At 37.0% G+C, this 22,805-nt stretch carries 19 protein-coding genes; 7 read left to right on the plus strand and 12 right to left on the minus strand.

Features of this window, described 5'->3' with window-relative positions; translation table 11 throughout:
- Window positions 1-34 precede the first annotated feature (34 nt).
- Together LC457_RS22595 and LC457_RS22600 are read left to right on the plus strand one after the other, a co-directional pair.
- A complete protein-coding gene (locus LC457_RS22595; RefSeq protein WP_223601847.1) occupies window positions 35-1,048 on the plus strand; it encodes a zinc metalloprotease in 1,014 nt (337 codons plus the stop codon).
- A gap of 106 nt (window positions 1,049-1,154) precedes the next feature.
- Window positions 1,155-2,567: a phosphatase PAP2 family protein gene (locus tag LC457_RS22600; RefSeq protein WP_223601848.1), complete on the plus strand. Its 1,413-nt coding sequence runs from the start codon at window positions 1,155-1,157 to the stop codon at window positions 2,565-2,567.
- Window positions 2,568-2,602: 35 nt separating this feature from the next.
- Here LC457_RS22600 and LC457_RS22605 read toward each other — a convergent pair whose 3' ends face one another.
- The 3 genes from LC457_RS22605 to LC457_RS22615 form a co-directional block, all read right to left on the minus strand.
- Complete coding sequence (locus LC457_RS22605; protein ID WP_223601849.1) at window positions 2,603-4,468, minus strand: M1 family metallopeptidase; 1,866 nt, start codon at window positions 4,466-4,468, stop codon at window positions 2,603-2,605.
- A gap of 106 nt (window positions 4,469-4,574) precedes the next feature.
- Window positions 4,575-6,944: an outer membrane beta-barrel family protein gene (locus LC457_RS22610; RefSeq protein WP_223601850.1), complete on the minus strand. Its 2,370-nt coding sequence runs from the start codon at window positions 6,942-6,944 to the stop codon at window positions 4,575-4,577.
- Window positions 6,945-7,105: 161 nt separating this feature from the next.
- Window positions 7,106-7,939, minus strand: coding sequence for a GLPGLI family protein (locus LC457_RS22615; RefSeq protein WP_223601851.1), 834 nt, complete (start codon window positions 7,937-7,939; stop codon window positions 7,106-7,108).
- A 114-nt stretch (window positions 7,940-8,053) separates the two neighbouring features.
- Between LC457_RS22615 and LC457_RS22620 the strand changes: the two genes are divergently transcribed.
- A complete protein-coding gene (locus LC457_RS22620) occupies window positions 8,054-9,376 on the plus strand; it encodes a sensor histidine kinase KdpD (RefSeq protein ID WP_223601852.1) in 1,323 nt (440 codons plus the stop codon).
- Entirely contained in the window at window positions 9,366-10,052 is a 687-nt protein-coding gene (locus tag LC457_RS22625; protein WP_223601853.1) for a response regulator transcription factor, read from the plus strand. The genes LC457_RS22620 and LC457_RS22625 overlap by 11 nt, the downstream gene beginning before the upstream one ends.
- Window positions 10,053-10,055: 3 nt before the next feature.
- Here the strand turns inward: LC457_RS22625 and LC457_RS22630 are convergent, their stop codons facing one another.
- From LC457_RS22630 to LC457_RS22670, 9 genes are all read right to left on the minus strand, one after another.
- Entirely contained in the window at window positions 10,056-10,883 is an 828-nt protein-coding gene (locus LC457_RS22630; protein WP_223601854.1) for an endonuclease/exonuclease/phosphatase family protein, read from the minus strand.
- Window positions 10,884-10,949: 66 nt separating this feature from the next.
- The gene (locus tag LC457_RS22635) at window positions 10,950-11,153 is read right to left on the minus strand and encodes a hypothetical protein (protein WP_223601855.1); all 204 of its coding nucleotides are present in this window, start codon (window positions 11,151-11,153) and stop codon (window positions 10,950-10,952) included.
- Entirely contained in the window at window positions 11,150-12,412 is a 1,263-nt protein-coding gene (locus tag LC457_RS22640; RefSeq protein ID WP_223601856.1) for a S8 family serine peptidase, read from the minus strand. The genes LC457_RS22635 and LC457_RS22640 overlap by 4 nt, the downstream gene beginning before the upstream one ends.
- An 11-nt stretch (window positions 12,413-12,423) precedes the next feature.
- Window positions 12,424-13,002, minus strand: a complete 579-nt coding sequence (locus LC457_RS22645; protein ID WP_223601857.1) for a hypothetical protein — start codon at window positions 13,000-13,002, stop codon at window positions 12,424-12,426.
- Window positions 13,002-13,700, minus strand: coding sequence for a hypothetical protein (locus tag LC457_RS22650; protein WP_223601858.1), 699 nt, complete (start codon window positions 13,698-13,700; stop codon window positions 13,002-13,004). Before LC457_RS22650 ends, LC457_RS22645 begins: the two co-directional genes overlap by 1 nt.
- A gap of 15 nt (window positions 13,701-13,715) precedes the next feature.
- Window positions 13,716-14,603 (minus strand): DUF2589 domain-containing protein, encoded by an 888-nt coding sequence (locus tag LC457_RS22655; protein ID WP_223601859.1) that lies wholly within the window; start codon window positions 14,601-14,603, stop codon window positions 13,716-13,718.
- 178 nt (window positions 14,604-14,781) lie between these two features.
- Window positions 14,782-16,722 (minus strand): M1 family metallopeptidase, encoded by a 1,941-nt coding sequence (locus LC457_RS22660; RefSeq protein WP_223601860.1) that lies wholly within the window; start codon window positions 16,720-16,722, stop codon window positions 14,782-14,784.
- A gap of 82 nt (window positions 16,723-16,804) precedes the next feature.
- The gene (locus LC457_RS22665) at window positions 16,805-17,686 is read right to left on the minus strand and encodes an SDR family oxidoreductase (RefSeq protein ID WP_223601861.1); all 882 of its coding nucleotides are present in this window, start codon (window positions 17,684-17,686) and stop codon (window positions 16,805-16,807) included.
- 174 nt (window positions 17,687-17,860) lie between these two features.
- Window positions 17,861-18,271, minus strand: coding sequence for a DUF1573 domain-containing protein (locus tag LC457_RS22670; protein ID WP_034695742.1), 411 nt, complete (start codon window positions 18,269-18,271; stop codon window positions 17,861-17,863).
- A 160-nt stretch (window positions 18,272-18,431) separates the two neighbouring features.
- Between LC457_RS22670 and LC457_RS22675 the strand changes: the two genes are divergently transcribed.
- The 3 genes from LC457_RS22675 to LC457_RS22685 all read left to right on the plus strand — a co-directional run bounded on the left by LC457_RS22675 (window position 18,432) and on the right by LC457_RS22685 (window position 22,755).
- Window positions 18,432-19,694, plus strand: a complete 1,263-nt coding sequence (locus tag LC457_RS22675; protein ID WP_223601862.1) for a sensor histidine kinase KdpD — start codon at window positions 18,432-18,434, stop codon at window positions 19,692-19,694.
- 2 nt (window positions 19,695-19,696) lie between these two features.
- The gene (locus LC457_RS22680) at window positions 19,697-20,380 is read left to right on the plus strand and encodes a response regulator transcription factor (RefSeq protein WP_223601863.1); all 684 of its coding nucleotides are present in this window, start codon (window positions 19,697-19,699) and stop codon (window positions 20,378-20,380) included.
- 77 nt (window positions 20,381-20,457) lie between these two features.
- On the plus strand, window positions 20,458-22,755 hold the full coding sequence (locus LC457_RS22685; RefSeq protein ID WP_223601864.1) for a GH92 family glycosyl hydrolase: 2,298 nt from the start codon (window positions 20,458-20,460) through the stop codon (window positions 22,753-22,755).
- Window positions 22,756-22,805 lie beyond the last annotated feature (50 nt).

Raw genomic sequence — 22,805 nt, forward strand, 5'->3', positions numbered from 1 at the left:
TTTCACACCCTCAACCAAATTATATTATAACGATATGAGAAAATTCTTATTCGGAGCCCTGGTTCTGGGCTTTATGTCGGCATGCAACTCCGACAACTTAAGTAATCAAAATGAAACGCCTCTGGATCAGGAAGCTTCTGCTCCAAGCGCTCTTAAAAGAAGCTGTCCTTCGGAAGGAATAAGACAGGCAATGCTTCTGAAAAATCCTGCACTAAAACAAAAAATGGCCGATATTGAATTCGGTACTGAAAAATTTACTGAAAATCTTAAATTAGGAAAAGTTCTGGCAGATGGAACCGTTGAGATTCCGGTAGTTTTTAATGTAATTTACAACACTTCTGCTCAAAATGTTTCTGATGCAAGAATCGCAGAACAAATTGCAGTACTGAATGCTGATTATGGTGCTACCAATTCTGACATTAATAAAATTCCTTCAGCATTTCAACCTTCGGCTGCAGGAGATGTAAAAATCCGTTTTAAATTAGTAGCTACCAACCGTAAACAAAGTACAAAAACAGGCTGGAGATCTGATCTTGAGCAAATGAAAAAGGCAAGCACAGGGGGAATTGATGCTACTGATGTAACTAAAAATATGAATATATGGGTTGTTAACTCAATCCTTGATGAGAATAACCAACCAGGAACTTTAGGCTATGCTTATTACCCTGAAAATGCAGGACAATGGTATGATGGTCTTGTAATAGGATACCAATATATCGGAAAAACCGGTGCTTCTGCTCCATTCAACCTAGGTAGAACAGTAACGCATGAAGTAGGACACTACCTGAATCTGCCACACCTTTGGGGATCATCTGATACAGGATGCCAAACAGATTACTCTAATGATACACCTGTGTCTCCAGGCCCTAACTACGGGAATCCTACTTATCCTCTGAACAGAGTTTGTGGAGGGGTAAGCCGTTCTCAGATGTTCATGAACTATATGGATTATGTAGATGACAAATCTATGGTAATGTTCTCAGCTAATCAAAAAACAAGAATGCAGGCTGTGGTAGCAGCATCAGGGCCAAGATCTGGCTTAAGATAATTAGCCAATCAGCTGAATATTATAAAAACATTAAAATAGTCTATCTCAATTTTTGGGATAGATTTTTTTAATATTTTTACGCGACTTAAATTTCAGCACCACTACGATGAAAAAATTAGCATTAGCATCAGGAATACTATTGCATCTATACTGTATAAAAGCACAGGATACTATCCAAATTAAAACACAGGATACTATCCGATCCCGAAATCTTATGGAAGATATTGTGCTTGTCAATTCCACCGGTTGTGTATTTCAGCAGAAAATACAATTTTTCAAAAAGGAGTGGGTGAAAAAGTCAGTGGCTCCTGCCCTTCTTTTCACGGCGGCTGCTGCAACATGGGGAGAAAAAGAGAATATCCGTGAAGTAAGAAACCGCTATCTTCCTAATTTCAAGGTCAAATTTGATGATTATCTTCAGTATGCTCCGGCTGCAACTGTTTACGGATTAAAACTGGCAGGTGTAAAAGGCCGGAATAATATTGGGCGAGCAACTTTGTCTTATGGTACAAGTTTAGTCATCATGGCTATTTTAGTTAATTCTATTAAGTATACAGCAAAAGTTGAGCGTCCGGATGGTTCCAAAAACAATTCATTTCCATCAGGACATGCTGCAATGGCTTTCACCAATGCAAGTTTTTTACATAAGGAATATGGTATGGTAAATCCAGCCTACAGTATTGCAGGGTATGGTTCTGCAGCTATTACCGGACTTGGCCGGAATTTAAATAACAGACACTGGGTTCCGGATATTCTTGCCGGAGCTGGTATCGGGATTATATCCACAGAGCTCGGGTATTTTTTTATTGATAAAATTTATAAGAATAAAGGGGATAATTTAAGTATCTTATCCAGAATACAAGGAAATGATTATCCGTCTTTTCTTACTCTGAAGATGGGAACCGCATTGGGTACAACCAATTTCCTGAGGGAATCTGAACTGGATGACAAAAAACAAGTAGGTTTTGAAGGCGGACTGGAAGGGGCCTATTTCTTTGCAAAAAAATGGGGTGTGGGTGCAGATGTTACCTTCAGCAGCTTCCCTATTAAATCTCAGAGAATAACTTTTGATGACGGACAGGATTTTGGCAACCATGAAATTAAAACACAATCCATGGGCTTTCTGGCTGCAGGGATTGGACCTTATTTTTCTCATGAGTTCTCAGATAAATGGCTGCTTACATTAAAGTTAACCGGAGGATATGCTGCTACTGCCAGTGGAAAGGTATTTGTAAAAGGAGACGATGTAGACGCTCCTAATCACGAACTTCAGATAGCCCGATACAAGCCTAAACCGGCTTTCCGTTGGAATACAGGAGCAGCGATGACTTATAAGTTCAATCCGGGACTGGGGCTCACTTTCTATACAGATTACAATCAGATCAACTCTACAATCCGTTATCACTTCAGTGATGAGATCAAGGAAAGTGCTGAGCTGGATCAGGAGCTTAACAACCTGATTGCCAAAGAAAAAATTAATTATATTACAGTCGGTTTAAGATTAACTGCCTATTTTTAGAATACAAAAGCCTTCAGAATCTGAAGGCTTTCATTTTATAAGTTTTTCTGATTATTTTCCGGAGTATAATCCATAAACAGATCTCCATCCAGCTTTACAGATTTCACTTTCTTCTTAATAGGAATCACAAGATCGGTCAGTTTCTGATCTTTTTCCCAGACAGAAGGAGAGAAATGCAGCTTTTCTGTAGTCCCGTCTTCGTATGATAACAGGGCATCAAATGGGATTGCAAATCCACCTACATTGGCTATGTTTACAGTAAGCATATCATTAATCTGGGATGCACCTGTTACTTTTAGATCAATATAATTATTGGTATAAAACCAATTTTGGAAGAACCAGTTCAGATTTTTTCCTGACCCTGTATTCATAGAGTTGAAATAATCCCATGGAACCGGATGTTTTCCATTCCAGTTGTCCATATAATGATGTAATGCTTTTTTGAAGAGTTCGTCTCCTAAATAATCTTTCAACGCCAGATAAGACAAAGAAGCTTTTACATAGGAATTATTTCCATATCCGGAACCACTCACCTGTGTACTCATCGTAATCACCGGTTGATCCTGCTCTGCAGATGGGTCATTAATCCATTTTTTAACACGGAAGTTTTTATAAAATTCTTTGGCTGCTTCTTCACCATTTTCATCAATTCCTATAAGATATTCCAGAGTAGTTGCCCAGCCTTCATCCATAAATGCATATCTCGTCTCGTTGATTCCCATATAAAAAGGGAAATAGGTGTGAGCAATTTCATGATCTGCCGTCAGTCTTGCATCCTGAAGATCATCAGGAATACTGGTATCATTGATCATCATTGGATATTCCATATCAGCAAATCCTTGAATAGCGGTCATTACGTTATAAGGATATTCTACTCCCGGCCAGTTTTTAGAGAACCAATCAATGTTATAACGCATCCAGTCGACATAATGCTCAAAATCTTTTGCACCGTTTTTATATCCTGCCTGAACGCTCGCTCTTTTCGATTTTAACTGAACACTTGAGGCATCCCACACATAATGGTTGCTCATTGCAAAACAGAAATCTGTAATGTGACTGGCTTTAAATTTCCAGACATTCCATTTATTGGGTTTGGTTACTTTCCCGGATTTCATTTCCTGCTCTGTAGCAATATGCATTACTTTATCGCTTTTTAATGAAGCTTTATATCTTTTTAAATACTCCGGCTGAAGTACTGCTTCCGGGTTCAGAAAATCTCCGGTTGCCCAGACTACAAAATTTTTAGGTGCTGTGATGGCAAAACTGTAGTCGTTGAAGTCATTGTAAAACTCCTGTCTGTCTGAGTGTGGAAGCATATCCCATCCGTTATAATCATCATACACGGAAATTCTTGGAAAAGAATAAGCAACATAGAATGTTTCCGGATCTATCTGACCTTCTCTTCCACTCTGTACTGAAAGCGGATATTCCCATTCAATTTTTACTTCAGCTTTTGATTTAGGCTTTAAAGCTGTTTTTAATTTTACTTTTTCAACGGTACTCCAATCGTCACTGTTGACCTCATATTTTGTTCCGTTTACAATGAAAGATTTAATCTTAAGTCCTGAAGACAGAAAATCTTTAGACACAAATCCCGATCTTGGTGACTGTGGTTTATGAAGGTTATTCACAAATCGAATAGCCAGTTCATTCAGATTATCCGGGCTGTTGTTCGTATAGACAATTGTTTCTTTTCCGAAAACCATTTTGGTATTGGCATCCACTTTCACATCCACATTATATGCTCCCTTATTCTGCCAATAGTTTTTACCTGGTGCTCCGGAGATATCGCGGGTCCCTTTTTCATACGCTTTTTTGATATTCCTCGGCATATAGAGTTCCTGTGCAGACAATTGCAGCAAGGAAACGACCATCAGCATTCCGGAAAAAATTTTCTTCATAATGACCTTTTTAAAGATAGGTGTCAAAAATAGCGAAAATGTGACATCAAGGGATCATTTCTTTTGCAATAATATTTTATTATAGTTCGTTTTATAGTAAATTATTCTACAACCTATCTTGTTCTGCAGTCTTCTTTATTGTTTTGGCATTTTTTACAGACTGATTTCCGAAGTTGAATTTCAGAGAAATTGTAAAACTCTGAGTATCCCGATAATCTATAAAATAATTATCCTGATTGGCATACTTAGTACTTATTTTTTCCTGTGAAGTTTTAAAAATATCATTCAACAAAAGACTCGCTTCCCATTTTTTATTAAAGAATTTTTTATTGACAACCAGATATGTGGAAGAAGATTCCGAGATTCTGAAAGTTCCCTGTATTCCCGGAGAATAGTAACGGTGTCCCATTTCCATTTTCCAATCGCTGTTTTTATCGAGTGTAAAGCTTGTTGAGATATTGGATACCCAGTTCCAGACTTTATTTTTATACAGCATTCCGTCTGTTCCTTTGAAATAATTTTCATTGTGCTCAAGGTTTTCAGACACAATGATGTTCCACCATGGTTTGACCTGAAAATTTTTGTACAGGCTCAATCCGAAGGCTTCTCCTTTTTCAATATTGGTAAAGTAATAAATAAGACTGTTGGTACTTGGCTCCTGGTATGAAATTTCCATAGACGGATAGATTTCTTTCCTGTAATAGAAATCCAGATTCCAGTCTTTCCATGAGTAGGTAAGATTGAGGTTATGGGTGATGGTTGCCTTTAGCTTTGGGTCTCCCTGATAGTACGAAAAGAGATTGTAATAAGATTTTGCAGGGTTCAACCATGAATAGGAAGGCCTGCTGATCCTTTTCCCATAAGAGAAACCGAATTCCTGCTTATTTTCTGTGGTATATTGTGCGTAGAAAGTGGGGAAAAACTTCCAATAGTTGGTTTTATTCAATTCATAAGGTTCAGAGACTACTCCTTCTAGATCCGTCATTTCTGCACGGAGACCTCCTTTGAAATTCCATTTTCCAATATTGTAGGCTAATGAAGAATACAGGGCAAAATTATGCTCCTTATAATCAAATATGCTGCTTTTTTCCGGACGGTATTTCAGTACTCCATTTTCGTTATCAGAAAAATCAAGTTTACTGCTGGTCTTTACAAAACTATATTTTGCTCCGGATTCAAGTTCCAGTTTATCAGTTTTCCACTGATAATCGAATTGAGTGGAATACAGCTGAACATCGGCTTTGTTCTTAGTAAGAAAATTATCTTCTTTTGGAGGCTGGCCTGCAAAGTTCAGATTGGTGATGACATTCTGATATTTATCGGCATTATTTCCGGTAAAATAATTGATCCATGACAGACTGCTTTTCTTATTAAATTTCCGATCAAGCTGAAAGCTTACAGAATTATTAATGGAACGTGAGCGGTGATCGTTGATCGTGGTATAATTAGATTCTACAACATCCTGATTATTATAGATTAATGTAGGAACGTTGTAGGTTCCGAAGGATTTTGGAGAAAAATACCCTGAGTAGTTGAGGCTTGCATTGGTCAAGCTGTCCAATTCATATTCCACATTAAAATTCAGGGTATTCTGGTTATAGTTTTTATCCTTCCTGTTCATCGTACTGACCCATCGGGTTTGGCTTTCCGGGTAGTTCACATAGTCTGTTCCTTCCCGGTAGTACGTTCCCAGCCCTCTATAATAGCTTCCCATAACGGAAAGTTTATCTTTTTTATAATATTGGGAAAGACCAAAAACGCCTTTCGCATATTGTGTCTGTACATATTTGGATGAGAGAATTCCGCGGTAGCCTTCAATTTTATTTTTTTTCAGAACAATATTCAGGACTGCACTTCCCGAAGCTTCATATTTTGCCGGCGGATTGGTAATCACTTCTACCGACTTCACATCATCTCCCTGTGTATTTTCCAAAAGATTTTTGAGTTCATCACCCGTCAGCATTATCTTTTTATCATTAATGGTCACCAAAATTGCAGTACTTCCCTTTACCCGGAGTACATCATTGTTTATTGTAACACTCGGTGTATTTTTTAGAATTTCCCAGGCATTAAGTGAGGAAATATTACTGTTTTCAACATTAAATTCCAGACGGTCCACTTTTCTTTTCACCAAGGGCTTGCGTTTCGTCATTACCACTCCTTCTATTTCCTGAGATTCTTTTTTAAGGATAATATTCAGTGGCTCAAGCTCTCTCAGATCAATTTTTTTCTCAAATAAAGAGTATCCTTGGTTTTTAACTACCAGCTTTACATCCTGTTCTGCTATTCCTTCCAGTATAAATTTTCCGTTTTCATCAGTTTTTAATTCTTTAATTAATATATTCTGAGAATTATACAGCTCTACTTTTACCAATGATAGCTTTTCATTTTCAGTGTTCGTAACTGTTCCTTCAAGTTTTTGCTTCTGGGCAAGAAGTAAAATTGGAAAACACAGAAAAAAAAGAATTTTATACATGGTTATTTTTTTATCCTAACAAAAACACTGTTCTGTTTACGGCTACAAAAATCTGTATTGAAAGGGAGAATTTCGGTTAACGGTGGGTTAATGTCTTTTCTTTAAAATAAGAAAACCTGAATTCGGTAATTCAGGTTTTAAAATCAATAGAGTATATTTTTTTATGGATAAGGAATGGCTTTATCCAGTTCTATCGGATTATAATATTTTTTGATGTCTATCTGTGTTTGTTTAGTCAAACCCGCAAACTCTTCTTTACTTTTGATTTGCCGTCCATTAATGCGGACATTCCAGTCCGGCTGAAATTCGGTTCTCATTCTGGCATATGGATCATTATAAAACTCCAGATTCAGTTTCACCCATTTCTTTAAGTCAATGGCAATAGCATCCAGTGAATAATGTCTTTCAAGAAAGCTTTTTGTATCGTATGTTTTTGGCAGATTTTTATTTCGGGAGAAAGAATATACAAAATCTTTCTTATCATCTTCCACATACAAAACCAATCCCGGCAATCCTCTGAATTTATAAGGTCCTTCAGGAATGTTGATATCCGGCGTAAACCAAGCAGTCCAGTTTCTTCCTCCAAATACAGCAGTTGCTCTTTGTAAATTATAATTATTGATCTTTTTAGTATCAGCCTCTATTTTCCACTGAACATTATCTTCGGTTTCAAAAACATAATAATAGGGCATCATCATGATCTGAACAAAGTTTTTATTTTTATTGGAATTTCTTTTTCGGATAATAGTCTGTCCGGACTGGCTGGTATGTTGGGAAGAAATTCCCCCGTGAAGAATATTCAGAGAATCACTTGCTAAAAATTCAGATTCATAAAACTTTACTTCATCCGGATTAATATCCAGCACCATTTCTTCTTTATCGTAATTTGTCCCGTTAGGTTCAAATCTGTACTGAAGTTCATATATAAAGCGATGGGTTTGGGCATTGATGTGCATCCCAAACATCAGAATAAGAAGAATGAGTATCTTTTTCATTAAATGGTCATTAATTTTCTAAAATTACCAAAAACATATTAACCATCAGGTTAATAAAAGGTTAATGACAAAAATACTATTTCAGTAAAATGTTAAAGTTTTATCTTTGTTTCAATGATAGCCAAGAGTAAAATTCTGATTTCGGTTTTTGCTGCACTGTTCCTGCTTTTACTGGGAATACAGGTTTACTTTATGTACAAGACCTATCAGGTGAAGGAAAGGGACATCTACAGATCTGTGAATGACGGCCTTACTAATTTCACAGACAGCCTTGAAGACATTCAGGAAGTGAAAGAAAGGAATGACGACTCTCTTCAGGAAATCATTATCAAGTACCATAACAAGGAGATCAGCAGAAAGGATTTTCTAAATCACTTCATAGAAAACAGAAAATCGGCCAGAGAAAGACTGGTCCATTATATTGACAGCCGCTATCAGAAAGACGGGTATGAAATTTCTGCAAGAATCAGATACCTTTCCATTGTTCATCTTCCAGACAGCGCAAAAGTAATTACCGAGCCTATTGTTATTTTTGAGACACAGGATAAGCTTAAAAATCCACGCATTGCCAGTAATGGAAGCTGGGAAACCTCAACAACTAAAAGAGATGATACGGATAATGGGCAGGTTGAAAAAAAGAATAGTTTTCTGGTTAAAACGCGGACTGATTTCGAGATTAAAAATATAAAAAGTATTGTTTTCAAGGAGCTTACTTTATTGATTATCTGTTGCATTATACTTCTTTCGGGCGTTCTTCTGCTTTATATTTTCACGATCAGAAACCTGATTCAGCAGCAGAAGCAGGTGGAAGTTCTCCACACCATTGTGGATAACATTTCACATGAGTTTAAAACTCCGATCGCCACTTTAAAAATAGCTTCCAAAGCATTAAAAAAAGAATGGAACCCGGAAACACTGCCTCTTATTGACCGTCAGATTTCCCGCCTTGAAAGTCTGATGGTTCAACTTCATAAGGATGAAATACCTGATGAAATGGCTGAGATACAACCTGAAGACTGGGATTTTTTCATTCAGGATCTTGCGGTTACTTACCCGAACATTGATTTTAACCTTGAAAATACCATCTCACAAAAGCTCCCTTTTGATAAAAACCTGATGGAAACCGTCATTAAAAATCTTTGTGAAAACAGTGTAAAATATGGTGCATCTGTTGTTACAATAAATACCCGCAGCCATTCTCAACATCTGGAAATTGAAGTTTCAGACAACGGGCAAGGCATGGAGCCCAAAGAGTTGAATCATATTTTTGAAAAATTCTACAGAATTCAGAACAATAACATCCATAACAGCAAAGGGCTTGGACTTGGACTTTACTTCGTTAAAAAAATTATTACAAAGTACGGAGGTAAAATAGAAGTTTCCAGCAAACCTCGGGCAGGAAGTACCTTTAAAATATCAATTCCTTATGAAAACTAAAATCCTTCTGGCAGAAGATGATCCGGATTTCGGAATGATTCTGAAGCAGTATCTTGAATTGGAAGATTTTGAAGTCAGTTGGTTTCAGAATCCGGAAGATATTGTTCCCTTACTTCAATCTGATTTTCCTTTTCAAATGGGAATTCTGGATGTAATGATGCCCAATCTCGATGGTTTTTCTCTGGCTAAAATGATTTTAAAAGAAAAAAGCAATTTCCCGCTATTGTTTTTAACGGCTAAAAACCAAAAAATAGACCGGCTGACCGGATTAAAAATAGGTGCTGATGATTATATTGCCAAACCCTGCGATCCTGAAGAACTGGTTTTACGTATTAAAAACATTCTGAAAAGAACGCTTCCAGCCGCTACGGAAAGCCAGATAAAAATCGGAGCATTTTCACTGGACACCACCAAACTTCTGTTATCACATCCTAACGGAAACAACCGGCTGACCATACGGGAACAGGAGCTTTTATTGTATCTTCTGAAACATAACAGGACAATCATCACCAGAGATAATATTCTGGATAATCTTTGGGAAACGAATGATTATTTTACCGGAAGAAGCCTTGATGTATTTATCAGCAGACTCCGCAAGTATTTCAACAGTGATCCTCAAATAAAAATCCAATCCCTGAGAGGAATTGGATTTGAAGTCGATTTTCCAACCAGCTGATTTTTATAGAGACAAATTCACAATCACCGGAAAATGGTCTGATGGATACAACAGATTTTCTCTTCTGTCATTGATATGTCTGTGAGATCTTATTTTAAAGCCTTGTGTAAAGATGTAATCAATTCTGTCTTTCGGAACTTCATTGACATTGAAGCCTGTAAAAGTTCCTACCGGACCGTAATGCTTGGTTTCGGAATGATAAAAAGTGTCTTTCATATTCTGGGAAAGAATTTTAATCGGTTCCGAATCATCTGTCAGGTTAAAATCGCCGCTCAGAGTTACCGGAAGGTTCTTTGGATTCAGTTCTTTGATCTTTTTCAGGATCAGTTCGGAAGATTTTACTCTAGCTACATTTCCTACATGATCAAAATGAAGGTTCATAGCAAGGAATTCTTTTTTTGATTTCTTATCTTTAAATATAGCGTAAGTACAGATTCTGTTTAGTGCAGCATCCCAGCCTTTTGAAGGTTTTTCCGGGGTTTCAGACAGCCAGAATGTTCCTGATTTTACCGCTTCAAGTTTGTTGGTATCATAAAAAATAGCTGAAAATTCTCCTTTTTCTTTACCATCGTCTCTTCCTACTCCTATGTAATCATAGTTTTTTAATCCTGCTTTAATATCTTTCATCTGTTCCGGAAGGGCTTCCTGTACTCCGAAATAATCAGGATGATAATAGGTTAATAAATCTGCAACCTCCTGTTTTCTCTTCGGCCATGCATTGTCTTTATCGGATTCAACATTCAGTCTGATATTGAAACTCATTACGGTAAGGTCCTGTGAAAATCCTAATGCAAAAAACATCAGGAACACCATTGAAAATCTTAAATTCATATGTTATTTTATCAGTAAGAGACAAAAATAAAACTTCTCTGCGACAGAAAAGCTTTATTGATATGATTATATTGTTAAATTATCTTTTTCTTCTTCTATAGATATAAAATACTCCTTAAACTCAGTTTCTGAAACGGGTATATTGCTTTCAAGTTTTACCACCCCAATGGTTGTATAGTGAGCAGCCATCCTGATCTTTTTATTTTTGAGAAGAGCTTCAAGCTTTTTAAAATTTATATCTTTCTTTAAAACGGCGAGATAAGTAATCATAGGTATACCTGTATTAATCCGTTTCCTATATCTCTGTATTTTATGCCTTCAATAGGCCTCGCTTTGTTTTCAATAAGTTCCCATATTTCTTTTGCTGATTTATCAGGAAACTGTTCCATATACAAAGCGGCAAGTCCGGAAACATGCGGTGCAGCCATACTGGTACCGCTCATCGTATAGTAAAAGTTCTTTTTGTTCTTTGCGTTTTTAGGGTAGGCACTGATAATATCTACTCCGGGCGCACAGACATTAATATTTCCTCCTGTAGACGGATTGATTCCAGCATTTGAAAACCGGGCAATCTTCATCTGGCCGTCAATAGCTCCTACCGCCATAATAGATTTTGAATTGGCCGGCATTGAGACAGGCTGTGGAATCTGCGGTCTGTTGCTGTCATTTCCTGCAGCCGCTATAATAAGACAGTTATTTTCCAGTGCTCTTTCTCCAATGGTTTCAAAAAGTACGGAAGGCTGATCATCAAGTTTCACAGGAGATGCTAAAGACAGCGATAATATTCTGAATTTCTTCGTAATCGCCCAGTCAATCGCATCAATCACACTGCTGGTAGTTCCTCTTCCGTTATCCGCGAGCACTTTTGCAATTTTCAGATTGCAGTCTCTGGCAATTCCGTAACGTCTTTCGGTATCAGATCTCGTATTTCCTGCAGCAACTCCTGCACAATGTGTACCGTGCCCATTAGGATCTCTGTTCCAGTCTTCACCATCGATGAAAGATTTCCCTTCAATTTCTTCAGAAGAAAAATCGGGATGGGAAGTTTCAAGTCCTGTATCCAGAATGCAGACATCAATCCCTTTTCCTGTATAGTGAGTATTTCCCAGCCCAATCGCCTGTAATCCCCATTCCATTTCAATGAATGATTTTTGAGGTAAGGGTTTGCTGGTTATGTATTTTTCAAGTTCTGAAATTTTTTCTGAGAGCCCGGCAGACTGTTTTTTAAGCTCATTAATCAACTGCAGTTCATCCGCAGGAAAAAACTCCCGTTCTTTTTCGTAGTAAACGATAGAATTTGATTCATTTTTCACGGCACTTTTCAATTGAACTTCATCCATATTATCCACCACAAGAATGCCCAGGTTTTTGTAAAGCACTCCGTTATCCTGATCAATAATTTCATAGGATCGGTTTTCTTTGGAAAGAAGTTCTGAAGAAGTAATGCTCACTTCCAGCTCTTTCTCTATTTTTTTGAGTGCAGTCTTCTGCTGATCTTTCAGCAAAACGATATATCTTCCGGTTTCCATAATACTATTTTTTAAATTAATTTCAGAAATACTTTTTCCAGAATAAGGAAAATATCCTCAGGAATAATGATCAGTCTGAGCTTTTTATTAATTCCTGATATGGCTGTATTCTGCTCAACGAGTGAAGTCCAGAAACGTTCAATTTTAGGAATGGAATTCATGTCTTTCAGCTTTTCATCATCTAAAATTCCATTTTGGTATAATGACACAATGATTCCTGAAATAAGTTCTTCCGCATCGTCAAGTTTTTTATTTTCCTTTGCGTAGATTTCCATCAGAATACCATACATACTTTCCATTCCATTGAATGAAAATCCTCCGAGAAGTTCCCGTCTTCCTGTCATTATTTTCTCCATTTTAATAGGGTTAAAACCTCTTTTCACCGTGGAAATCATATTCATAATCTTCAACACTTCAGATTCGTGGCTGGTGTTTCCTTTGGTACGGAAATATTCCAGGACGTCGTTGAGAAATACATCCAGCCGGGCATCAAAGTCAAATGATTTTGACAGATAAAGAGCCTGAACATCATTGAAATGCTCCAGCAGTTCTTTAATTTTCTGTACCGTAAAGTGAATAAGTTCCTGCATTACTCAAAAGTTATCTGTTCTATTTCATTACCGTCTTTATCTTTATAGGAGACAATCCTGATTCCTTCTTCCTCCATTTCTACATGAAGATTGATGAATAATTTATCTTTATCTTCTGCTGCACTGGTGTTAGGATCTATGTAAATGCTGTTCAGCTTTGCGTTCACCAAAGTGTATTTATTCAGTAAAACCTTTGAAAAAATTTCTTTCAGCTCATCCGTTTCTTCTTCTGTAGTTCCATCCTGAGGTCTGAATATCCCGGAATTAAGAATTTTTATTTTATTTCTAAGATCCAGTTTCAGCACTTCATTGGCAGGAAGTTTTCCAAATTTCTGATCGTTTTTTTCCAGTTTACTGAACAGTGTTTTAAACTCTTCGGTCTGGAGTTGTCTTTTACTGATTTCAGGAATATTCAGTCTTTTCTCTTTATTTACCAGAAGGATTCTCTCATTTATTTCAGTTACAAACTGATCCTGATTTAGTTTAAAATTATATTTAGGAGCAGAATCTATATCTGTAATCTTGATCGGAATATCCATCTTTACACTGGGCAGCGCATATCTCGGAACCTTAAAATATTTAAGGTATTCATGACGGGCATATTCTTTTGCAATAAGAACTGCATTTTCGTCTGCTTTTTTACGAGCCTGAATTATCTCGTTGTTGAGATAATCCAGGTAGTCTGATAATTTTATCATTTTTCGTAAAATAGATTATTGTGAAAGAAGTCCAAGTACCTTTTCAAGCCCTGCAGGCATTTCGTCATTGGTTGCACGTACTTTTACGCCCAAAGAATATTCTTTTTCCACTTTGATTCCTGTACTGGAAGTTCTTTTATAAGACACATCCACTTTGAATTTTACAGGTCCCCATCCTCCTGAAACTCCGGCGTTGATTCCAAATTCATCACTTACGTCTTTTGTGTATGTAGAATTAAGCTTAACATTAAAGTCAACTTCACAGGTTTCAATTCTGAAACTTGGAACATTCAGCAGTGCAATAAAAGGCACAGAAATTTCTACATCATTCGGAACCGTTTTAGGGTTGGTAGCACTTACTGGCTCATCTTCTTTAAAATCCGGATTCGGAATATTTTTTTTGTATTTGAATTCTGCCATTCTCAGTTTTTTAGGACTGGCAGCATTAGCAGGGTCTGTAAGTTCAAACCCAACTTCATTGATGAAATTAACGGTAGCAATAGAGGCATTAGACTGTGCTTTTACACACGCATCCAAAGGTCCGCCAATAATGGTAGCAAAGTCAATACTTCCTAATTCTGCAGCAAAATCTGCACTGGCAGCATCTGAAGTTTTAAAAATTTCTTCATCGGCAGCAATTTTACCGGCAATCAGTTTCATAATTTCTGAAGAAGCACCAGAGAAAGATTTCTCCCACTTTGCATCGTAGTTCTTTTTGAAGTCTTCTACAATACCCAATAATTCTTTGTTCGTCAATGCACTCAATTCTGAAGTCTCAATTCCTGATACTTTTTCATAGACTGCAGGAGTAAGTACTTTTTCAACTCCTGATAAAAGGTCGATTAACTCATTTTTTGTTTTTTTTACGTGGCTTGCTTCAAGCACCGATTTTAATGTTTCCATGTTGTTTTGTTTTTGATTAATATGGTGAGACAAAAGTAGATCACTGATGCCCAAAAGATTGTAGGGAAACACCTTTACTTACCCCGGAAAAACACCCTAAAACAAAAAGCCTGAACTTACGATTGTAAGCTCAGGCTTTTGTAACAGGTATATTTTGCTGATATATACAGCAGAATTTCTATTCTGGTTTTTTGCTATTGTTTTCCAGATTGATATCAGGAACTACCGAATTCGGATCCAGCTTTACCTCATCTATTTCCTTGTTAGAATCTACTTTGAATGTCCATTCTGTATTTCTTTTCCAAACTTCAACAGGAATTTTCACTGTTTGCACCGTTCCGTCTTTGAATTTCAACTGTACGGTGGTAGGCATTGGCAACTGGCCAAGATTTTCAACTGTGATCTGAACTCCGTTTTTAAAGTCACCATTAATGTATTTTACATTTTTAACGGCCTGATCAATTTTCCATTTATTAAAGAACCACCCTCTCCAGAACCAGTTCAGTTCTTCTCCGGAAACATTTTCCATCGTATGGAAGAAATCCCATGGTGTAGGATGTTTGAAAGCCCAACGGTCTATATAGGTTCTGAATGCTTTGTCAAATTTTTCAGGTCCCAGGATTGTTTCTCTTAAAACATCCAATCCTGTTCCTGGTTTATAGTAAGCCAAAGCTCCGATACTTCTTTCTTTCATATTGTCCGGTCCTACCATTACAGGCTCCAGGCTGTCGGTCAAAAGATAGGTTCCTGATCTTGCCAGATTCGGTTTACGATAATATTCTCCTTTATTGAAAGCTTCGGTGGAAAGTCCGTTAATAAATGTATTGAATCCTTCATCCATCCACGCGAAAAGTCTTTCATTAGATCCAACGATCATAGGAAACCAGTTGTGCCCGAATTCATGATCTGTAACACCCCAAAGATCTTCTCCTTTGGAATCCATATGACAGAATACAATTCCCGGGTATTCCATTCCCCCTTCATTTCCTGCTACATTGGTTGCTGCCGGATACGTGTATTCATACCATTTTTTTGAATAGTGTTCTATGGTTGCTTTTGTATATTCAGTAGATCTTCCCCATGCTTTTTCACCCGCACTTTCTGCCGGATAAGCTGAAATAGCCAGAGATTTCTTTCCACTAGGCAGATCAATTTTCGCTGCATCTAAAATAAATCCGGCAGATGATGCCCACGCAAAATCTCTTGTTTGTTTAATTTTGAATTTCCAGGTTTTTGTTCCGGAAATTTTATTTTCACCAATCTCAGACTCAGGACGAATCATCACCGTTTTATCACTGTTTCTTGCCTGGTTCCATCTGTTGATTTCTTCTTTGCTGTAGACTTCCTTTTCATTCAAAAGTTCCCCGGATGCTACGACATAATGATTGGCCGGAACTGTAATATTGGCTGTAATATCCCCATATTCCAAATAAAACTCTGAAGCTCCAATGTACGGAAGTGTATTCCATCCCAGAACATCATCATATACACACATTCTTGGATACCATTGTGCGATGGTAAAAATTTTGCCATTTTTAGTATCCTGAATTCCCATTCTGTCTGAACCGTAGTCAGGAGAAACAAAAGAATATTCAATTTCTATTTTGGCAACCCCTCCATTAGCTTTGAGTTCCTGTGGAAGATCAATCTGCATTCTTGTATCGGTAATGGTATATTTCACCTCTCTTTTTCCGTCAAGCTTTACTGATTTAATCTTATACCCGCCATTAAATTCTTCACCATGAGCTCCGTTTCTGCTTCCCGAAAGCGGAACTACTCCATTTCCTCTGGAATCTTTCGCAAAGAGGTTCTGATCCAGTTGCAGCCACAGAAAACCTAGTTTATCCGGGCTGTTGTTGGTATAAGTAATTTCCGCAGTACCTGTAATTTCTTTTTTATCTTCATTCAGGCTGACATTTAACTTATAATCTGCTGAATTCTGCCAATACGCATGTCCCGGTTGTCCGCTTGCAGAACGGGTTGCCGTACCTGTCTGCGGATAGAAAAACGGTTTGAATGCTTCTACATAATCATATTTCGGTTTTTCCTGTGCGTATGCAGAGCCTGAAAACAGCAACACTGCAACGGTGGAAACAAGAGTTGGAAGTTTAAAATTCATTTGAAAAATATTATTTACTGTATAGGTAAAAAAAACTCCCGGATTTGTTACACATCCGGGAGCTTTTTTAATATAAGTTTAATTAATTTGATTTTTTTGCTTTAATCATGGCTTCCAAAGCGTCCCACATTTCACTCGGGATTGCTTCAAGCATATTAAATTCTCCGGCGCCCTGAAGCCATTCTCCACCATCAATGGTTACAACTTCACCATTCATATAAGCTGAATAATCAGAAACCAGATAAGCCGCAAGATTGGCAAGCTCCTGATGTTCTCCTACTCTTCTCAACGGAACTTTTTTCTTCATATCAAATTTTTCCTGAAGATCCCCCGGAAGAAGTCTGTCCCAGGCTCCTTTGGTAGGGAAAGGTCCCGGAGCAATCGCATTGAAACGGATTCCATATTTAGCCCATTCTACAGCAAGTGATCTGGTCATCGCCAGAACTCCTGCTTTTGCACAGGCTGAAGGTACTACATAAGCAGAACCTGTCCATGCATATGTTGTTACGATATTCAAAACAGTTCCCGGAGTTTTAGAATCTATCCAGTGCTTTCCTACAGAAAGTGTACAGTTTTTTGTTCCTTTTAAAACGATATCCAGAATAGAATCAAAAGCTGAGTGAGTCAGTTTTTCTGTTGGAGAAATAAAGTTTCCGGCAGCGTTATTCAATAAAATATCAATCTTTCCAAATTCTTTCAGGGTAGCTTCTTTCATTGCTTCCACCTCATCCCAGTTTCTTACATCACAAGCTACACAAAGTACTTTACCACCTGTTTCATCTTCCAGTTCCTTAGCTGTTGCCTGTAGCTTCTCCAGATTTCTGGAAGTAATCACTACTTTAGCGCCCAGTTCAAGAAAGTATTTCGTCATCGCTTTTCCAAGCCCGCTTCCGCCTCCTGTTACAATTGCTACTTTATCTTTCAGTGCACCTTCGCGCAGCATTGGTTGTGTATATAGACTCATAAATTATTTTTTCTTAAAAATAATAAATATTGAAATGCAATCCTTTAAAATAACCCGATAAATAATGCTACAAATAATTATTCTTTAGATTATTGTAAAAACAAATCAAATATTTGAAAAGAAAATAGCCTGATAATAATTACCAGGCTATTTTTTATTTGTTAAAACGATGTATTAAGAAGCTACTACTCCTTTGAAAGAAAGCGTCTTAGGAGTTTTGCTGTCACTTGTAGTAACGTTTACAGTCTTCATGAACGGACCTGCTGCCGCTGCGTTGTAGCTAGCTTCTACAAATCCTTTTTTTCCTGGCTGGATAGGCGTTTTTGTATAATCAGCTGTAGTACATCCGCAAGAAGGTGCTACATTCTGAATAATGATTGGTTTTGAACTTGTATTCGTAAATTCAAATCTGATCAATTTTGGTTTTCCCTGAGGAATATTTCCTACATCTATAGATTCTGATTTCCATTTAATAGCATCTGCAACCATTTTTACAATGGATGGAGCGTCTGCTGTAAGAACATTCGCATAGAAAGGAGAGAAAGCCAAAACAGCTAAAAGAGCGGTAATTTTTAATTTTTTCATGAGTATAAATTTTAATAGTTAGAAACTGATTATTTTCTTTCGATATAACAAATGTAAAACAGACCGTGATTACAACTTGTTAACCGCTGTCAAACATTTGTTAATGAGTTGTTAATAATAAAAGATAAATAGATAATTTTGGATAATATTGTTTCAGGAAATGAAAATAAAAAAACTCAATATTATAATAACACTGGGATTCGTAGCTATTATCGGAATTTTAATAGCTCAGCTGATGTGGACCCGGCAGGCTTATAATCTTGAAGATAAAAAATTTAATCAGAAGGTCAATATTGCCTTAATGGAAGTTGCGGAAAAGCTCTCCGGAGGAAAAACGTCCTATACTGAAAATCCTGTACAAAATATTGCCAATGATTATTATGTGGTTAATATTAATAATGAATTTCATCCTGTAGTTCTGGAATACTACCTGAAAACAGAATTTACCCGCTTCCAGATCAATACAGATTATGTATATGCATTATACAACTGCCACAGTGATAAAATGGTGTACGGAAAGTATATGACTTCGCATCAGGAAAGTCCCAGTAATAAAGTGATCAATTTCCCGAAGCACAAAAATCTGATCTATTATTTTTCTATACGTTTTCCGGATAAAACAACTTATCTGATCAGCTCATTGAGATTCTGGTATCTTCTTACATTTGCCCTGATCATCATTCTTCTGGTGTATGTGTATTCTATTTATACCATTATTCAGCAAAAGAAATTTTCGGAGTTGCAGCGTGATTTTATCAATAATATGACTCACGAGTTTAAAACGCCCTTGTCTTCTATACTTTTGGCCTCAGAAGCTCTTAATAAACAAGATCTGGTGCAGGATAATACCAAACTGCAGACGTATACTTCCATTATCATCAATCAAAGTCATAAGCTCAATAACCACATTGAGAAAATACTGAATATTGCTAAAAATGATGCGGCAGGATTGTCATTAAAGCCTCAAAAAATACTGTTACTTCCTTTTATTCAGGAAATTGCAGACAGTATAGAGCACAAAAATAAAGACCTCAGCATCGAGATTGATATTGAAAACAGTACTTCAGTGATGGCTGATGAATTTCACTTTACGAATATCATTTACAACCTGTTGGATAATTCCATTAAATATTGTGAAACAAAGCCTGTGATTAAAATTTCAGCTGATAAAGATTCAAAAGGCTTATATTTAAAGTTTAAAGACAACGGAATGGGTATCCCTGCTAAAAATATTCCTCATATTTTTGAAAAGTTTTACAGGGTACATACCAAAAGAAGTGAAGAAGTGAATGGTTTTGGGCTGGGATTATTTTATGTAAAAAAAGTAGTTCAGCAGCATCACTGGAAAATTTCTGTGGAGAATAATGAAGATAAAGGAATTACGACTACTTTATTTTTCCCGTTTTCAAATAATCATGTGTAAGTATGGCGAAATCTAAAATTTTATATGCCGAAGATGACAAAACAATAGCTTTCCTGGTTGAGGATAGTCTTGAAAGTTATTATGATATCAGTTGCTATTCTGATGGCGAATCTGCATTGGAAGCATTTAACAGTCAAAATTTTGACATCTGCCTGCTGGATATTATGATGCCTGGCATGAACGGATTTGAAGTAGCCGAACATATTCGCAGTAAAAATTCTGAGATTCCTATTATTTTCATTTCTGCAAAAGCTTTAAAAGAAGACAGAATTAAAGGGCTTAAAATAGGTGCCGATGATTATTTGGTAAAACCCTTCAGTATTGAGGAATTGATGTTGAAAATTGAAGTATTCCTGAAACGTACTAAAAAAACAGACACATCTCCTCAAAAATATAAGGTTGGGAAGTATGATTTTGATCCTAAAAACTATACACTCCAAGGCCTAGAAAACAGCATTACTCTTACCCAGAGAGAATCTGATCTGCTTTTCTATTTTATCTGTCACAAGAACCTGGTTGTAAAAAGACAGGACATTTTAAAGGCAATCTGGGGCGATGATGACTACTTTATGGGACGAAGTCTTGACGTATTTATTTCCCGATTGCGAAAGGTACTTGCCGAAGAACGGAGTGTTTTAATAGAAAACCTGCATGGAATAGGTTTTCGCTTTTCTGAAAAAGAATAAATAATACCCGAATTTCTCTAAAACACAACAGCAAATGATGATTTTAATTAATTTTAAACTTTGAAAAATTGTCATTAATGAAAAATCACAAACCTATTGTTTTTCTTTCTCTAGTATTTTTAAGTGCAAACTTTCATGCCCAAAAATTTGAAAAATTAATACAATACGTCAATCCACTGATCGGCACTGAAAAGATGGGCCATACTTATCCCGGAGCTACGGTTCCCTTTGGTGCGGTACAATTAAGCCCTGAAACAGATACTATTTCTTATGAACTTAACGGAAAATACAATGGTGAGGTTTATAAATACTGCGCCGGTTACCGCTATGAAGATAAAACCATTGTAGGTTTCAGTTCTACTCACTTTAGTGGAACGGGACACTCTGACCTTGGAGATTTTCTGATCATGCCTACTGTAGGAAAACTTCAATTGAATCCCGGAACAGCAACCAATCCTGAAAATGGTTACAGAAGCAGGTTCTCTCATCAAAACGAAACAGCAGAAGCGGGATATTACAAAGTAAAACTGGATGATCATAATATACTGGCAGAGCTTACAGCAACGCCAAGAGTGGGAATCCACCGCTATACTTTTCCAAAATCTGATCAGTCACATATTATTCTGGATCTGATGGCTGGCATTTACAATTATGACGGAAAAAATGTATGGACATATGTTCGGGTAGAAAACGGAAATACCATCACAGGCTATCGCCAGACCAATGGCTGGGCAAGAACAAGAACGGTTTATTTTGCGATGAAGTTTTCAAAGCCTTTTAAATCTTACGGGCAGAAAAATTATGATGAAAAGCAGGTTTATAAAGGGTTTTGGAGAAAATTTGACCAGAATCAGAATTTTCCTGAGATTGCTGGAAAGAACCTGAAAATGTTTTTTGATTTTGATACCAATGAAAATGAAGCAATTGAAGTAAAACTTGCTATTTCTCCCGTAAGCCATACCAATGCTCTGGAAAACCTCGAAAAAGAAGCAGGAGGTATGGATTTTGACCAAGCTAAAACTCAAGCACAAAACAACTGGAATAAAGAACTGAACAAAATTGTCATCAAAGGTTCCGATACCGAGAAGACAAATTTTTATACCGCAATGTACCATACCTTTATCAATCCTACTACTTACATGGATGTGAATGGAGAATATAAAGGATTAGACCAAAATGTTCACAAGGCAGAAGGATTTACCAATTACACTACCTTCTCTTTATGGGATACTTACCGTACTCTTCATCCATTTTTTAATATTATTCAGCCTAAACGAAATGGTGATATGGTAAAATCCATGATGGCACATTATAATCAGTTTTCTATGAAAATGCTGCCTATCTGGTCTCATTATGCCAACGACAACTGGTGTATGAGCGGCTATCACAGTGTAAGTGTTATTGCAGATGCTATTATTAAAGGAAATTATGAAGGTGATCCCGAAGAAGCATTAAAAGCATGTATAGAAACGGCTAACAAAAGAAATTACGAAGGCATTGGACAATATATCGATCTTGGATATATTCCGGCTGAGAAAAGCGGAACCTCAGTTTCCAATACACTGGAATATGCCTATGATGACTGGGCCATTGCTCAGCTGGCAAAACATTTGAACAAAACAGAAATCTATAATCAGTTTATCAAACGGTCTGAAAACTGGAAAAATAATTTTGACAAAACAATCGGATTTATGCGTCCTCGTCTGGCAGACGGAAGCTTTAAGAAAGATTTCGATGTATTAAGTACTCACGGACAAGGCTTTATTGAAGGAAATTCATGGAACTACAGTTTCTTTGTTCCGCAAAATCCTGATGAGCTGATCACTATGATGGGTGGAAAAAAGAAGTTTGCGACAAAACTTGACGAATTATTCACCATGCATTTACCTGATGAATTCTTTGCAGACACTGAAGATATTACCCGCGAAGGAATTATTGGTGGATATGTTCACGGAAATGAACCTGCTCACCATGTTGTTTATTTTTATAACTGGGCAGGACAGCCATGGAAAGCACAGGCACAAATCCGCCGTATTCTTGAAATGCAGTATAAAGCGACACCAGACGGACTGGGAGGAAATGATGATGCGGGGCAAATGAGTGCCTGGTATATTTTAAGTACGCTTGGTTTTTATCCGGTAGCTCCCGGCTCTGAAGATTATTCTATCGGAAGTCCTGCGATTGATAACGCTGTACTGAATCTGGAAAACGGAAAAACGTTTGAAATTGAAGCTATTAATCAAAGTCCGAAAAATGTGTATGTTCAGAAAGTTCTTCTGAATGGAAAAGAGATTAAGAATTATATTCTGAAGCATTCTGAGATTATGAATGGAGGGAAGCTTACTTTTTATATGGGAAGTAAGGCGAAGAAGTAAGAAGACGAAGATTAAAATAATAAGTTTTGGCTAAAGCCAATGGAGGTATA

This window comes from Chryseobacterium sp. GVT01B (assembly GCF_019970045.1).
In the GTDB taxonomy this organism is placed as follows: domain Bacteria; phylum Bacteroidota; class Bacteroidia; order Flavobacteriales; family Weeksellaceae; genus Chryseobacterium.

Bases quoted from the DNA above. Each gene is read 5' to 3' on its own strand.
- LC457_RS22655 (WP_223601859.1), bottom strand. From the start codon at position 14,603: ATGGAAACATTAAAATCGGTGCTTGAAGCAAGCCACGTAAAAAAAACA.
- LC457_RS22615 (WP_223601851.1), bottom strand. From the start codon at position 7,939: ATGAAAAAGATACTCATTCTTCTTATTCTGATGTTTGGGATGCACATC.
- LC457_RS22620 (WP_223601852.1), top strand. From the start codon at position 8,054: ATGATAGCCAAGAGTAAAATTCTGATTTCGGTTTTTGCTGCACTGTTC.
- LC457_RS22625 (WP_223601853.1), top strand. From the start codon at position 9,366: ATGAAAACTAAAATCCTTCTGGCAGAAGATGATCCGGATTTCGGAATG.
- LC457_RS22630 (WP_223601854.1), bottom strand. From the start codon at position 10,883: ATGAATTTAAGATTTTCAATGGTGTTCCTGATGTTTTTTGCATTAGGA.
- LC457_RS22650 (WP_223601858.1), bottom strand. From the start codon at position 13,700: ATGATAAAATTATCAGACTACCTGGATTATCTCAACAACGAGATAATT.
- LC457_RS22665 (WP_223601861.1), bottom strand. From the start codon at position 17,686: ATGAGTCTATATACACAACCAATGCTGCGCGAAGGTGCACTGAAAGAT.
- LC457_RS22605 (WP_223601849.1), bottom strand. From the start codon at position 4,468: ATGAAGAAAATTTTTTCCGGAATGCTGATGGTCGTTTCCTTGCTGCAA.
- LC457_RS22600 (WP_223601848.1), top strand. From the start codon at position 1,155: ATGAAAAAATTAGCATTAGCATCAGGAATACTATTGCATCTATACTGT.
- LC457_RS22660 (WP_223601860.1), bottom strand. From the start codon at position 16,722: ATGAATTTTAAACTTCCAACTCTTGTTTCCACCGTTGCAGTGTTGCTG.
- LC457_RS22675 (WP_223601862.1), top strand. From the start codon at position 18,432: ATGAAAATAAAAAAACTCAATATTATAATAACACTGGGATTCGTAGCT.
- LC457_RS22685 (WP_223601864.1), top strand. From the start codon at position 20,458: ATGAAAAATCACAAACCTATTGTTTTTCTTTCTCTAGTATTTTTAAGT.
- LC457_RS22595 (WP_223601847.1), top strand. From the start codon at position 35: ATGAGAAAATTCTTATTCGGAGCCCTGGTTCTGGGCTTTATGTCGGCA.
- LC457_RS22635 (WP_223601855.1), bottom strand. From the start codon at position 11,153: ATGATTACTTATCTCGCCGTTTTAAAGAAAGATATAAATTTTAAAAAG.
- LC457_RS22640 (WP_223601856.1), bottom strand. From the start codon at position 12,412: ATGGAAACCGGAAGATATATCGTTTTGCTGAAAGATCAGCAGAAGACT.
- LC457_RS22645 (WP_223601857.1), bottom strand. From the start codon at position 13,002: ATGCAGGAACTTATTCACTTTACGGTACAGAAAATTAAAGAACTGCTG.
- LC457_RS22670 (WP_034695742.1), bottom strand. From the start codon at position 18,271: ATGAAAAAATTAAAAATTACCGCTCTTTTAGCTGTTTTGGCTTTCTCT.
- LC457_RS22610 (WP_223601850.1), bottom strand. From the start codon at position 6,944: ATGTATAAAATTCTTTTTTTTCTGTGTTTTCCAATTTTACTTCTTGCC.
- LC457_RS22680 (WP_223601863.1), top strand. From the start codon at position 19,697: ATGGCGAAATCTAAAATTTTATATGCCGAAGATGACAAAACAATAGCT.